The following is a 14,645-nucleotide window of genomic DNA, read 5'->3' as shown; positions in this document are numbered from 1 at the left end:
TTTTTAGAACAACTTTCTGCACATTCATTAACGAGGAGGAAATTTCCATATGAGTTTTACCATTGACGAATCCTATGTCCTATCTTTTCTGAAAAAGTTACTCGATACTCCCAGTCCTAGTGGCTATACCCACGATATTATTGAGATGATCCGTAAGGAAGCTGAATCACTTAATGTCTCTTTTGAATTGAACAACAAAGGTGGAGCTGTGCTCACATTGCCTGGGCAGGATTCTTCCAGAACGATCGGACTGAGTGCACATGTGGATACATTGGGAGCCATGGTGCGTTCCATCACTTCCTACGGCACACTGAAGCTCACTTCTGTCGGCGGGTTTACCATGAACAGTATCGAGAATGAGTATTGCACCATCCACACACGCGATGGAAAGACCTATACAGGCACCATCCTCTCCCTTCATCCTTCTGTACATGTCTATCCGGATGCGCGTACGTTTGAGCGAAGCGAGAGCCATATGGAAGTCCGTATTGATGAAGTGGTCTCTTCCAAGGAAGATGTTTTGGCATTGGGTATCTCTGTAGGGGACTTTATTTCCTTCGATGCACGTGCGGTCATTACGCCCAGCGGATATATCAAATCGCGTCACCTTGATGATAAAGCCAGCGTAGCTGCCTTGTTCGGTATCCTGGAATCTGCACATCGCGAAAACTGGAAACCACTACATAACGTTTCGCTGCTCATCTCGAACTACGAAGAAGTTGGACACGGTGCATCTTATATTCCTGCGGAAATCAGCGAATTGATTGCTGTAGACATGGGCGCAATGGGTGACGACCTTAGCTGCAAGGAGACGGATGTATCCATCTGTGCCAAGGATTCATCCGGACCATATGACTACGATATGACCACTCGACTGATCGAACTTGCCAAACAAGCAAGCCTTGATTATGTCGTTGATATTTATCCACAATACGGCTCCGATGGCAGCGCAGCATTACGTGGAGGAAATAACATTCGCGCTGCATTGATTGGGCCGGGCGTTCACGCTTCTCACTCCATGGAACGTACGCATAAAGACGCTGTCCTGAATACAGCGAGACTGCTCGCTGCATATATTACAACCAAGTAAATTGTGAACATGGACAAGTAGAATGGCAATACAGCATTTGAATAAATGATCAGAGTTGTGATCTCAATCTTGTCGGGCATGCCGACTTGGATATCTAAGATTCACTTTTATCATGTAAAAAGGACACTTCAGCTGCGCCGTTTAGGGGCAAGCCAGAAGTGTCCTTCTTCTTTGAAATGATTTAATCCGCTCGCTCAACATGTTCGCAATACTTACGTTCCAGAAGCTCCAACATCACCTTGTGCTCCCGGATCTCATTCTTCAGTACACGCATCGTGCTTCGCACTGCACTCAGTCCATCCTTCACCTGGGTTTCTGCTTTGCGAATTTTGTCTTGAACCATCCAGTCCACAAAGAGATTGTCGAAGAAATAGTCTGCGAATGAAAGCAAGCCTCCAAGGTGTAATTCCGTGTGTACAGCCATCTTCACATCCTCTAGCTCCTTCTGAAATCGGCGAAGACGTCTTCCGGCATCCATAATGGCAACCTGAGCATCATCCATTCTGCTGCGCTTAATATGAGTCGAGATCATACCCCCACCCATCATGTCGTATACCCCCCAATTTCCCGCAGAGGATAAAGCCTTTTCAGCACGTTCAAGTGCATCGAGCAGATACTGCCCCTCTCGATCCGCTTCATTCAGCTCCTGAAGTTCTCCCGAGAGATGTTCCCGATCTTCAGCCATTTGCTGTAATTCTGCATCTTTCTCCAGCAAATCGTTTTCCTTCTTGCCCCATAACACCTTGTAATCACTCTGCCAGAATTGATATTGCCGCTGTCCGTCCAGTTCCTGCTGCACGTGCGAACGCTGCTCCTGGATATCCGTTAACATCTGGCAAGCTGTATCGTACTCTGCCTTACTTTCCATCAACTCCAGTTCTTCTTTTTCCAGTCGATCCTCTTTTTTGCCGATTAAATGATAAAAGAATGCTGATAACGTCATACTGTTGAGTCGATCTACATCGTTTTGTTCCTTCTGCAGATGCTCCAGACGCTGCTGTACTTTCCTTTTCCATTCCGCTTCCTCCTGATTCAGCTTCTCCAGCCGATCATTCCATTTCTCGTACATTCTTCCCTTTTCCTTGATCACTGCCAATTGTTCATTCAGTTCTCTATACATGGATGTGGTGTTCTCCCCCTTCTATGGAATTCTTTATTTAATAAACGGTTTGAATATGGTTAACGTTTCATATAAATTCATTTACATCAATGCAAAAAAAATCGCCCTCCCCCAAAAGGCGACTACAAGTCGCTTTTGAGGAGAGAACGATTCATTAAAAAATACTTTAAGACTTGCTGTTTTCAATCTGTTCCGCAAGCTCATTCAGGACCGTCCAGCGTTCCATCAGTTCATCCAGATGACGCTCGGCCTCCGCCTGCTCTGCCATTAACTCCTGCAGACGGGCTGAATCGCTGAACGATTCTTCCATCTCTTTATTAATGCGGGCGAGATTAGCTTCGGCTTTTTCGATATTCTCATCAATCTGGTCATATTCACGCTGTTCCTTGAAGCTGAACTTCAGCTTAGGTTTAGCCGCCGAGGCAGCAGGTTTATTTTCCTCCGTTGCCGGTTTCACTTTAGCTGCTGTTCCCGTCGTACTTTCCTGAGAAGATCCAGGGGCATTTTTCAGCATCCATTCTGCATATTCACTGTAGTCCCCAACATGCACACGAACAGCACCGCCACCCTCAAAAGACAGTACTTTATCCACAGTCCGATCCAGGAAATACCGGTCATGGGATACGACAAATACAACACCCGGGAAATCATCCAGGTAATCTTCCAGTACTGCAAGTGTCTGAATGTCCAGGTCGTTCGTAGGCTCATCCAGCAGCAGGACATTCGGTGCAGCCATCAGCACACGCAGCAGGTACAGACGACGCTTTTCTCCGCCAGACAGACGGGAGATTGGTGTCCACTGTGACGCAGGGGTGAAGAGGAAACGTTCCAGCATCTGAGCTGCGGTAATGAGAGATCCATCAGCCGTTTTCACATTCTCGGCCACTTCCTTGATGTACTCAATAACCCGTAGAGATTCATTCATCTCCTGATGCTCCTGAGTAAAGTAGCCCAGATTAACCGTCGGGCCCACAGCTACCTCCCCGGCATCGGGTTCCAGTTTACCGGAAATCATTTGCAGTAAAGTTGATTTACCGCTGCCATTCGGGCCGACAATACCTACCCGGTCACCAGGTACCGCAATGTAACTGAGATCGTCAATCAATTTGCGGTCATCTGCCGATTTGGACAGATGCTCAATCTCCAGTATTTTTTTACCCAAACGTGTGGAACCCACGGATACCTCTAGTGAACCTGAGCGATTGGGTCCCTGTTGATCCTTTAACTCTTCGAAACGATCAATTCTTGCTTTTTGTTTCGTGGTCCGTGCTTTTGCACCGCGACGAATCCATGCGAGCTCCGTACGCAGCAGATTTTGTCGCTTTTGTTCGGATGCCGATTCACGCTCTTCACGCTCAGCCTTCAGTTCCAGGAAACGGGTATAGTTGGCTTCATACCGGAATAAACGTCCATGATCCAGCTCCAGCATCACATTTGCTACACGATCCAGGAAATAACGATCATGCGTAATCATGAGCAATGCGCCGCGCCGTTTTTGCAAATACTGTTCCAGCCAAACTACGGAATCATTATCAATATGGTTCGTAGGCTCATCCAGAATGAGCAATTCGCAGGGATGAATCAGCGCAGAAGCAAGCGCCACCCGTTTGCGCTGTCCACCAGACAATGTGCCCATCAGCGCATCGAATTGACGAATTCCCAGTTTGGACAGAATGCTCTTCGCTTCACTTTCCATCTGCCAAACCTGAAGCTGCTCCATCTCCTGGTTCAATCGCAACAAACGCTCTTGCAGTGCCGGATCGGAAGGATTAAGCTCCAGTAGCTCCATTGTTTCTGTATACTCACGTACCGTTTTCATCTCCGGGCTGTCGCCCTCAAATACTTGTTGCAAGACTGTATTATCCGGATTAAACTGCGGATTCTGTGCCAGGAACTGTATGCGCACGTCATTCCCAATCGAAATCTGTCCCTCATCCGGTGGCTCCATACCTGCAATGACACGCAAAAACGTGGACTTCCCGGTTCCATTGACACCAACGACACCAATCTTGTCCTGATCGCCCATACCGAATGAGGCGTCTTTAAACAATATTTTCTCACCATAGCTTTTCGCAACTTGCTCTACCGTCATTATGTTCATTGCTCGTAACCTACTTCTCTGTAAAATAAATTCAATATGAAGCTGCACTTAAGATGCAATTACACTCACTAACGCTATACTTGCAAAAAGGAACGACATCCGTCCAGAAACAGAGCTGCTGCAAAGGCAATTCGTTTATTCAGATGTTCCTCGTTAAACTCCGGATTCAGCATAATATCCATCTTTAGCCGATCGAGAATCCCGATATAAGCTTCTGCGAGCAGCACAGGCTCAGGCACGCCAGCATTCTCTAACACCTCACGCACCATGCTCATATATTCATTCATAAATGCCTTCATGAATTTCATCAGGTCTGGATCATTATTGGGTGCCATAAAAAACAGCTTGGTATGATTGCGACGCTCATAATAATACGTAAGGTGAGTCTTGGCGATCGCACCGAGCTTATCCCCCGTACTCTGATGTGAGTTCAACGCATGATCCAGGCGACTGATAAAACTGTCGCAATCCCGCTTGGATACGGCGATAAATAATTGTTCCTTATTTTTGAAATATAAATAAATGGTGCCTTTCGCGATGCCTGCTTCGTCCGCAATATCGGACATTTTCGTCTCATAGAATCCTTTTGAACCGAAAATACCGTAAGCTGCATCCAAAATAGCCTCCGATTTGTCTCCTTGCACAGTGCTCAAACGCACTCCCTCCCTACGACGCCAAAATGATACCCAAACCGATCGCCAAACATCCGCCGATCAACGAACTGAGCACGTTCACCAGATCATTACTCATCCAAGACCAGCCACGAGATCGAACGGTTTTGTGTCCACAATGTTCACTTACCTCGACCTCACGGCCGCACACAGTACAACGATACATATACTGAACCGTCGCGCCCAGATAAGAATCGGCAAAAGCTCCTGCCAATCCGCCGACAAGGCCGACACACATCCAGCTGAGCAGACTTAAGCCTCCGATCCCGGCAATCCAGGAAAAGAAAAACGCACCCACGCCGATTAAAGCTCCACCTATGGCAGCAGCCAGTGTCCCAAGTAATGAAACACCTCCAGAGGTACCTGGAGTCAGCACCTTCCACGTCACGACAGAGCGTGGCGGCTTACGGCTGAGACTTCCCCACTCGGTTGCCCATGTATCTGAAGTAACGGTAGCCATGACACCGATAAAAGCATACATCCAGGCCGGGTGTGGAAGGATCCAGTTCCCCAGAACAAGAAACATGCCGATTCCACCGTTAGCCATAACCTGTCCAGCATCACGATTGCCCGTCTTGGCATACGATTTCTCAAGCTCCTGCTTGCGATCCTTGCGAAATTTGGAGAACAGCGTTGAGGTAATGAAAAACAACAGCAGTGTTCCAAACCAGAACAGGTTGCCCGCTCCGTAATATATCGTACCCATGATCACAGCCGCGAGGCAGCCGGACAGGGTTAGCGACTTCTTCGCGTAGGCAGCACCCGCCACAATAAAAGCGCATACGGCGCCAATAATCCAGTCCATAAGTTCTCCTGCATGTGGCAGCATCTATGGCCCACATGACGTTTTATATTTTTGAAATTCAATTATACCACGGTTTGATCCCAATGCCGAAACTCCCTAGCCCCGCATACAAAAAACCTGATTCGGTAACTTTGAAAGCTACCAAATCAGGTCTATGATATTGCGATAAAACTGAGATAAGTGATCCTACTTCCGTTTGACCAAGAATTCGAGGATTACATCACCTCAAGTTCCAGTTCAGACCCGCTTCGTTCCACCAATTACACCATAACGGTAGAGCACACTGCGACCAAACCAATTGAACAACCGATCGGTGAGAAAGCCCATAAAGCCCAGCGAAATTAGTCCGACAAAGATCCAATCTGTGCGAAAGAATAATCGGGAATTCCAGATCAGATAACCCACGCCTTCATTCGCAGCAATCATCTCTGCGCCGATAATAGCCATATAGGAAGTGCCCATTGCCAGTCGTACCCCCGTGAAGATATACGGAGTCGTCGCCGGAACAACGACATGCAGCAAAATCTGCCATTCGTTTGCTCCCATACTGCGGGCTGACCGGATCTTGTCTTCTTCAATGGAGAGTACACCTGTCAGCGTATTTAACACAACGATGAAGAACGTTGCATACATGATGAGTGCAATCTTCGATTGCTCCCCGATCCCGAACCAGACCAGGAATAGGGTAATGAACGCAATCGGCGGAATAAAGCGGATAAAATTAAGGAAAGGTTCAGCAAACAGCCGGATCATATGAACCTTGCCGATGATAAGCCCTACCGGGATCGCTATCACACTGCCAAGTACCCAACCTGCAAGCACACGTGTAAAACTAATTCCGATATACTGCATCAGTGTACCGTCAGCAATCAATTCGCGAGCACCAAGAATCGTATCCCACGGACCGGGAATCACGTCAGGTCCATAGAGCATGGCCCCTAGCTGCCAAATCAGAATAACCGTCACCCACAATAGAGGGATAGACACCCACTTTTTCTCCAACCATCTCATCTTGCTATCACCTCAATTATTCTTCAAAATGGCTTTGAATCTGATCATATAGCGTGTTGAACTCGGATGAGGCAATGTTCCTCGGATAAGACAGTGCATTGTCGTAAATATCCGTTATCTTGGAAGATGGCCCTACTGACATAATGCCTATCCGCTGACCCAGCAAGAGCGCCTCCTGAATATCATGAGTGACAAAAATAACGGTCTTGTGGGTTTCCTGCCAAATATTGACCAGCTCTTTCTGCATCGTACGCCGAGTCATTGCATCCAACGCTCCAAAGGGTTCATCCATCAACAGGATGGCCGAATCGTTGGCTAGCACCCGGGCCAATTGCACCCGCTGCTTCATGCCACCTGACAGTTCCTTTGGAAATTTGGCTTCATGACTACCCAGTCCGACAAGCTCGATGTATCGGTCTGATATTGTACGCCGCTGAGATTTTGGCACCTTGGCCATCCGAAGTCCAAACTCCACATTCTCCCTTACGGTAAGCCACGGGAAGAGAGAAGAATCCGCCTGCTGGAATACCATGGCCCGATCCTTGCCTGGCCTATCAATCTCCTTATTATCCACCTTGAGCTGACCGCCCGACTTGGAGATAAAACCTGCAATCATATTTAGAAGCGTGGACTTGCCACATCCGCTGGGACCGAGCAGGACAAAGAATTCCCCTCCCTTGATGACCAGATCGACATCCTTGATAATATAATGTACGTCCCCATGGGTGGGGGCATTGTATGTTTTTCGAAGCTGCTCGATACGAATCGTATGCTGATCTGCAGGTAAGGACATGAGAACACCTCCAATGCAATTTTGCGAGTTATTTGCTATAAGTCACTTTATCTGGCAGTGCCTGCTTCAGGAGCTCCAGGTTCAGTTTGCTATCGAGATCAAAATCGTGTTCGATGATCCCGTTATCCACCATATATTGCTTCTGCCCTGCCAGACTGTCATAGGCTGCCTGGGTAAATCCAACTTCCCATGGATTGATTGGCAGATCCTTCAATGTGGCCTCCTTAGGCTGCTTGGTTTCCTTATACATCAGGTCTGCAACCTCTTCAGGATGTGCCTGGGCATACACGGAGGCTTCATTCAGCGCCGCGAGAAAACCACTCACCGTTTCAGGGTTCGCCTGAATGAACTCATTGCTTGCTACGAGCCCCATTCCAAGACGTACAGGAGTTCGGGACATATCGGTGAGCTGATGCACGCCTTCAAGCGCATCGAACTTATCAGTCAAGGCGGAACCAATGACCCAGGTTGCATCTAGATCGCCCTGCTTTAGTGCAATGTAGGCTTCGTCAAATGCTCCCTGACCCACCTGGGTTACCTCCTTTAGATCCAATCCCTGGTCCTTCAAATATTCATCCCACAGGTAAGGAATAAATGTACCGCGGATGAAACTTACTTTTTTACCCTTCAGATCTGCACCACTCTGTATATCGTTCTTGGCATACAACTTCCACGCGACTGCCGCTTCATTCGTAGCCTGACCTGCGGAAGCAATGACGGAGTAATCTCCTTTTGCCAAAGCGTTCAATACAGGAAAGTCAGCCCCGTAAGCAACATCCACCTGCTTGATAAATAGCGCATTTACACCTTCCGCTGGCGAACCAAACGTAATGCTCTCTGCATCAATGCCGTGGCTTGCAAAGAAACCTTTGGCAATGGCTACCCTGAACGTTGGGTTTGTACTTGTATCTGCGATCCGGATTTTCACTTTTTTGGCCTCTGTGCCGGATGCGCTTTTTGCTTCGGATACCGTTTCGTTTGCAGAACATCCCGATAATATCAATAACATGGATAAGAGCATCAATAATGCACCAGTTAAGGTGGATGGTTTTCTCACAATATGCACCCCATTCGTTCTAATCATTGTTCGTCGCTCTTCGCCACCTTACTTGCCTTCATCTGATGTTGCCACACAGGCTGCACCTTCAACAAACGGCAGTGTTATCTCAACACTTACAACGGATGCAGAACCTTTGGACGCTGCTCCCGGCACTCTGTAGGCGGACACATCAATGGCTTCAATGGCAACCTCCTGCGGCTTCTCCAGCTGTGGTACCCAGTGATAAGGCACGCGATACGAACGATAGACCATATTGGTGTTCCGTCCATCCTTATAAGGGGATATATATTCCCAAACCAGCTCATACTCGGATGTAACTTCGAACAGTCTGCCATTGGAGCCTTCCGTAATTAGCGTGTTTCCATTAGGCAGACGCTGAGCGGAGCTAATATATGGACTATAAAATTTATAGGAATCTGTCGGAACGGAAAATCCCGCTTCTGCGGATGTATATTGCCAAACGATTTCCAGGGTCACCGGATTGATCTCCAGTACGCGTGAATGATCGCGAACGGCATGTTTCAAGCCGTATGGAGAAGCCGGATTGGGCAGGCCATAACCGGCCCAGCCGCCATTGTCGAATACCAGCAGATTCCCTTCTCCGGGCAAACCTTTGGGAATGATATGTGCATGATGCTGTCCAATAATAGTGCCAATATGCTTCACTTCAGGCAAAGAGTAATCCGGCCCTAGTCTCCATACGATCTTTCCACTCTGTCTGTCGGTAATTGCGATAATATTTGCTTCTCTGGCATCCCAGATAATATTGTCGGGATGGAACCGCTCGTCTCCATTCTCATAGAAATGGTTTGGACCGACATAAGAAGCTGAATTAATATGTAGCCAATCACCCACCCCACCACCGAGATGTCCAAATGAGCGTGTGTTCGGGTCACGGAACAGAACATTACGGGCGGCTTCATCGAATCCAAGTTCCTCAAAGTGCTCGTTCGGCAGCCATTCCCATAATACATTGCCCTCCCAATCGACTTCTATAATCGCATCATCAAGCAAAGGTTTATCCGAAATGGACGGGTTATTCACATTTTTATGAGCAAGAATCAGTGTCTTCCCGCTCTGTGTCTTTGGTGCAAGCCCAGGGGCGTAATAACCGACCGGATTGCCTTCACGCTGAAAATCATGGTGCTGACGAGCGTACCACAGCGGTTCATATCCCGGATCTTCGATGTGTTCGTAGCTATTGTATTTCCACACAATGTTGCCATACCAATCCACCTGAACCAAATCGACGTTGTCCTGGATACCGAACTTCGGATCTCTTCGTCCCGTGCTGCCCAATACGAAGCCACCGGGGAAGACTTTGGCCGGAAAGCCCAGCAGCCCTTTCCACAGGTGAACCTCCTTACCATTCATATCAATCAGTACAACCCCTTCCTCGCCTGCCTGATAGACGGTATAACCGCCCCAAGCCTTATCAGGGTTATATACGGTTGCCCCGGTTGGATAAATTGTTGAATGTCCCATTGATCATCTCTCCCTTGGATTGTTTGTTTTCACATCGGATCAAACGTTAATAACTGAGATAATTGCTCTTCCCGGTATTCTCCCGCTGCTTCTGTTCAGGGTCACTTTCGGTGGATGGATCGTGTTCCTTCTTCCCGTTGTTCTCTGCCAATTCCAGCAGCGTATCCGAGAACCCCTCCAGATTCGCTATCACCCGCTCATAAAATTGGCTTTGCTGCTCCAGTTCCTCCGTAGTAAAACCCTCAAACAGAAGCGTGATACATCGAGCACCGATATTACTGTTTCGCGCAAACATCTCCCGTCCACTTGCAGTAATGTCCAGCAGAACCGTCCGGCGGTCATCTTCCTTGCGCCTGCGGATCGTAAGTCCCTTTTTCTCCAACTTGTCTGTTAAAGCTGTAATGGCACCTGAAGTGAAGTCCAGTTGTTCAGCCAAATCCCCCAACCGCTGTTCCCCTTCACGAATGATTTTGTGCAGGATGAGCATGCCCGGTAAACTGACCCCCTCTACCGATATGCGATCTCGTTCTTTCACGAATCGTCTGACCATTTTACGAAACAACCAATCTGTCTTCTCCAACGCTTCCCAGTCCTTATTGCTCATTTCATCCTCCCTGTCTAACTGAAACGGCAGAAATACGAAAAAAGGCTCCCGCGGACATTCCATAGTGGAGTAGTCCCGGGAGCCTTTGGTGGTCCAATCAGCTCGATTCAGTTCAAATTATTTCACTGTTCATTTAATTAGTGTTAAAATAATTGAGTTCATCATATAACCCACTAACCCAACCTGTCAAGTGTGAATTTAAATTTGCTTTTTCGTAGCCAGATGTCCCTCATATTTAGATTACTTATCCGGTTTTAAGTTTCACTTCAGCTTTCCCGGTTACACTATCCTCAGAGCATTACATCAAACCAGCTACGATTCAGTTCGTACTTAACCATAGAAATGAGGATGACACATATGAATATGAAGCGCGTAATCATTGTCGGAACAATGATTGTTACCATGTCCTTCGCCGGAACAGCCTGGGGCAGATCAGCGATATCCCCTATACCTTTGACGAAATGGTCCATCGTTAACATAGATACCAGAGACGAGAGCGGAGATGAGTTGCTGAGTGCTCTGAATCAACAATCGGAAGATGACTTAGTTCAGGATCTGTACGCGGGTAAATCGCTGAGGATGATTGCAGATGAAAATGATGGTGATTTCAACGAGGTTGTCTCATTGCAAATAAGGCAGCTCAAGGAGCAATTAGATCAACGACTCGCAAGCGGAAGTATTAGCCCGGAGCAACACGCAGTGCAAAGCAGTGAACTGGAAGAGTTGGTCACGGAGAGTGCCAATACACCCTACAACTTGGCGTAAATGAAAAGTTTCCCATGTGCCATAGCAGAGAATGAGGGCACGCCAAAAAGGAGCGTCGAAACGCCCCTTTATCTGTTTCATATTTACTCTAAGTAAGCAGATTGATGATGCATGATACTTACTGAACTGCTGCTGCAATCGTGCATTTGCCCAAGGATTCACCGTCCCAGGCCAGTTCAAGCACATCTCCTGCTGCCGTTGGTCCAACCCCTTCTGGTGTACCTGTAAAGATGACATCTCCAGGTCCCAGGCCGTAATGATGACCTACATAATCCACAATGTCCTGAAGGCTGAAGATCATGTTACGGATATTGCCCCGTTGGACCTCGGTACCGTTCTTGGTGAGTGTAAAGTCTTTCTCAAGAAGAGCCTGGGCCCCCGGAAATGGCTGGAATGCAGTAACCGGAGCGGAGTTCTTGAACCCTTTGGCTGCTGTCCACGGATGGCCCTTTTTCTTAATGACCGTCTGTACGTCACGTAATGTAAAATCAATGCCAAACGCATACGCGTCAACCAACTCATCCACAGCCATACCCGGCTCATAATCCCGCCCGATTTGAACGACCAGTTCAGCCTCATAATGAACTTCGCCCTTTGTCGCAGGTAATTGCAGCGTTTCACTATTCAAGGCCACAACCGCATGGGAAGGCTTCATAAAGATCATCGGTTCATCCGGAACCGCGTTACCCAATTCTTCTGCATGAAGTTTATAATTTCGTCCTACACAGTATACATTGCGAATGTTTGTCAGCATGGGTTTACGACCACCTTTATCGGATTCATTAGCGTATATGGAGCATATTTATCTTTTTATTATATAAGTACATATCATATTTTCGCTATTCAAAAAATTGGAGTTTACGGCCTGAAAAATCGGCTGCTCGTTTCCTGAAAAGCCTGTTCCCACACATCAGGCCGGTTTGTACATAACATCAGCTCCGGATCAATCGCCGCAAGCCGCTTCATGATGATTTTGTCATCCACTGTCCAGGCCATCACCTGAATGCCCTCAATACGCATCTCGCGCATCAGTGATTTGTCCACATTGGTGTACCCGATGGAAAGGAAACTGCAATTCATCTGCCTCAGCACTGCTGCAAGATCCCCTGGTCGTGCATCAATAATCAACCCCGTTTTGAACTCCGGGGCCAGTTTCTTAACTTCAACCAGAGCTGCAGGTTCAAACGAAGTAATGACCACATCATGCTGCATATGTCTCTTCCTTACCTCATAAATGACCGCTGCTGCCAGACCGGGATACATGTTACCTTGAGTTTTCAGTTCGATATTCAATCGCACTTTGCCACAGGTGCGGTCCAGCACTTCACTAAGCGCGGGAACGCGCTCCCCTTTATAGGCTTTTCCTTTCCATGATCCCGCATCCAGTTGCTTTATATCTGCCCAGTCTGTCTCTCGTACGAAGCCTTCACCGTTCGTGGTGCGGTTTAGCGTAAAGTCATGAATAACGACCGGCACACCGTCACGTGATAACTGTACATCCAGCTCCATCCACTGAACTTCCGGCTGTTCCATGGCAAGTAGAAATGCAGCCATCGTATTTTCTGGTGCAATGGACGAAAATCCACGGTGCGCTACACAAAGGTTGTTCATTCCATCCCCTCCTAAATAAATAAAATGCATCTTAACTTGTAGATGCGAATCCGTTCGCATCAAAACGAATACCTGGCGAGAGCTGGGTCATCTGCTCCAGCAGAAGTTTGTTGGCTTGATCCACCATGGGAATGGCCTGACCCAACCCTGCTTCATAAGGGATAACCTTCATGCTGCATTTGGCATCCTTACTACAGCTCGCCTGAAAAACCGCTGTTTTCCACGTTTCCTCTGTTGTTGATTTCGAGAAAATAAAGTTGCCTGTACTATATGCAATCCATTTGCCTTTGTAGTACTCCACCCCTTGCAAAACATGGGGATGCCCACCTATGACCAGATCGGCTCCGGCATCTACAAATTCATGTGCCAGTCGGGTCTGGTCATTATTCGGCGTGCTTACCCGTTCTTCTCCCCAGTGTGCAACAACGATGACCAGATCAGCCTTTTGACGGGCTTCCTGAATCGCTTTTACCGCTCCAGTAGAATCGTAGGTCTCGGCAACACCCGCCCGATTACCTTCCGCTTTCCAGCTTGTTTCAGGCACAACCCGACTGAATCCAAGCAGTGCAATCTTCATGCCTTTGCGTTCCAGATATGCAGGTGCATAAGCCTCATCCCTGTTCATACCGGCCCCTGTGTGCGCTATACCATATTGCTCAAGGTAAGTTAACGTATCGACCAAACCTTCTACACCTTGATCCAGAATATGATTGTTGGCCAGATTCACGGCATCAAATCCTGCTGAAGCCATCGCTTCGAGCGCCTTTGGCGAAGACTTATATACATAGGTTTTGTCTGCTGCACCAGTTCCACCAAGGGTTACAGGGGTTTCAAGGTTTCCAATGGTCAGATCATCTTCCTTGAACAAGTTGCCGAGCTTTGCAAAGGGATAGTCATAACCGTTCTTCTCCAACAATTCAGCCACTTTGCCGGAAAACTGAATATCCCCAACAAAGTTAATGGTTACATCCTTCGCCGAATGAGATGGCTGTGTCGCCCCAGTTCCGGCACCTTCGCTTCCCTTTGAGCCGGAAGAAGCGGGAGTATCCGTCGGTTTTTTCGTCCCTGTATCCGTCTTTCCATTTGCCTCGGAGCCTGTAGCATCAGGTTTTTTCTCACCCGACGTAGCGCCTGGATTCTCAATTACCTGTTCAGCAGAATCCTCCGATTCTTCATCCGAAGTATTACCTGCCTCCGAATTCGTATTAGGTGAACTCACCTGATCACCGCCCTGTGGGCCCTCTTCATTCACTGGTTCCTGATTCACAGCCGTTTCTGTCACCGCCGGGTCTATTTGCTGCTTCTGCATGCCCACTGCGTAATAAATGCCGACGAGTCCAATTGCCGCAATTAATACCAGATTAATAATCCAAATCCGGCGTTTGCGGGCACGTTTCACTTTTTTCTTTTGTACACTTCGTTTTGATCTTGGGGGATACATAGGCAGCTCCTCTTCTTCACAGCAATCCTTATCATATTATATCAGGCATATTCTGGATTTCCATCATTCCTTGGAACTGCAAATATTG

At 47.7% G+C, this 14,645-nt stretch carries 14 protein-coding genes; 2 read left to right on the top strand and 12 right to left on the bottom strand.

The features are described from left to right. The first annotated feature begins 49 nt into the window (after positions 1–49). Positions 50–1,090, top strand: coding sequence for a M42 family metallopeptidase (locus AC3ITG_RS10490; protein ID WP_413377145.1), 1,041 nt, complete (start codon positions 50–52; stop codon positions 1,088–1,090). Between the two features lie 181 nt (positions 1,091–1,271). Here AC3ITG_RS10490 and AC3ITG_RS10485 read toward each other — a convergent pair whose 3' ends face one another. The 9 genes from AC3ITG_RS10485 to AC3ITG_RS10445 all read right to left on the bottom strand — a co-directional run bounded on the left by AC3ITG_RS10485 (position 1,272) and on the right by AC3ITG_RS10445 (position 10,740). Next, positions 1,272–2,210 (bottom strand): hypothetical protein, encoded by a 939-nt coding sequence (locus AC3ITG_RS10485; RefSeq protein WP_489253684.1) that lies wholly within the window; start codon positions 2,208–2,210, stop codon positions 1,272–1,274. A gap of 166 nt (positions 2,211–2,376) precedes the next feature. Further along, on the bottom strand, positions 2,377–4,311 hold the full coding sequence (locus AC3ITG_RS10480) for an ABC-F family ATP-binding cassette domain-containing protein (protein ID WP_489253683.1): 1,935 nt from the start codon (positions 4,309–4,311) through the stop codon (positions 2,377–2,379). A 74-nt stretch (positions 4,312–4,385) separates the two neighbouring features. Next, on the bottom strand, positions 4,386–4,964 hold the full coding sequence (locus AC3ITG_RS10475; protein WP_379434504.1) for a TetR/AcrR family transcriptional regulator: 579 nt from the start codon (positions 4,962–4,964) through the stop codon (positions 4,386–4,388). Positions 4,965–4,977: 13 nt separating this feature from the next. Beyond that, on the bottom strand, positions 4,978–5,787 hold the full coding sequence (locus AC3ITG_RS10470) for a DUF92 domain-containing protein (RefSeq protein ID WP_489253682.1): 810 nt from the start codon (positions 5,785–5,787) through the stop codon (positions 4,978–4,980). A gap of 237 nt (positions 5,788–6,024) precedes the next feature. After that, positions 6,025–6,798 (bottom strand): ABC transporter permease, encoded by a 774-nt coding sequence (locus AC3ITG_RS10465; RefSeq protein ID WP_064639209.1) that lies wholly within the window; start codon positions 6,796–6,798, stop codon positions 6,025–6,027. A 16-nt stretch (positions 6,799–6,814) separates the two neighbouring features. Continuing rightward, the gene (locus AC3ITG_RS10460; RefSeq protein ID WP_113052792.1) at positions 6,815–7,591 is read right to left on the bottom strand and encodes an ABC transporter ATP-binding protein; all 777 of its coding nucleotides are present in this window, start codon (positions 7,589–7,591) and stop codon (positions 6,815–6,817) included. 28 nt (positions 7,592–7,619) lie between these two features. Then, a complete protein-coding gene (locus AC3ITG_RS10455) occupies positions 7,620–8,675 on the bottom strand; it encodes an ABC transporter substrate-binding protein (protein ID WP_489253681.1) in 1,056 nt (351 codons plus the stop codon). A gap of 21 nt (positions 8,676–8,696) precedes the next feature. After that, on the bottom strand, positions 8,697–10,136 hold the full coding sequence (locus tag AC3ITG_RS10450) for an aryl-sulfate sulfotransferase (RefSeq protein WP_489253680.1): 1,440 nt from the start codon (positions 10,134–10,136) through the stop codon (positions 8,697–8,699). Positions 10,137–10,182: 46 nt separating this feature from the next. Then, the gene (locus tag AC3ITG_RS10445; protein WP_413377131.1) at positions 10,183–10,740 is read right to left on the bottom strand and encodes a MarR family winged helix-turn-helix transcriptional regulator; all 558 of its coding nucleotides are present in this window, start codon (positions 10,738–10,740) and stop codon (positions 10,183–10,185) included. Positions 10,741–11,097: 357 nt separating this feature from the next. Here AC3ITG_RS10445 and AC3ITG_RS10440 point away from each other — a divergent pair, with 357 nt between their 5' ends. Further along, a complete protein-coding gene (locus AC3ITG_RS10440) occupies positions 11,098–11,505 on the top strand; it encodes a hypothetical protein (protein WP_489253679.1) in 408 nt (135 codons plus the stop codon). Positions 11,506–11,623: 118 nt separating this feature from the next. On the opposite strand, the gene AC3ITG_RS10435 is transcribed toward AC3ITG_RS10440, so the two are convergent. The 3 genes from AC3ITG_RS10435 to AC3ITG_RS10425 all read right to left on the bottom strand — a co-directional run bounded on the left by AC3ITG_RS10435 (position 11,624) and on the right by AC3ITG_RS10425 (position 14,557). Beyond that, a complete protein-coding gene (locus AC3ITG_RS10435; protein WP_489253678.1) occupies positions 11,624–12,259 on the bottom strand; it encodes a fumarylacetoacetate hydrolase family protein in 636 nt (211 codons plus the stop codon). Between the two features lie 104 nt (positions 12,260–12,363). Continuing rightward, positions 12,364–13,116 (bottom strand): glycerophosphodiester phosphodiesterase, encoded by a 753-nt coding sequence (locus tag AC3ITG_RS10430; RefSeq protein ID WP_413377125.1) that lies wholly within the window; start codon positions 13,114–13,116, stop codon positions 12,364–12,366. 31 nt (positions 13,117–13,147) lie between these two features. Further along, positions 13,148–14,557 carry a CapA family protein gene (locus AC3ITG_RS10425; RefSeq protein WP_489253677.1) on the bottom strand — a complete coding sequence of 470 codons (1,410 nt, stop codon included), beginning with the start codon at positions 14,555–14,557 and terminating at the stop codon, positions 13,148–13,150. Positions 14,558–14,645 lie beyond the last annotated feature (88 nt).

The sequence above is a fragment of the Paenibacillus sp. GL_099_B genome (genome assembly GCF_057835695.1).
This window is presented reverse-complemented; position numbering and strand designations above follow the sequence as displayed.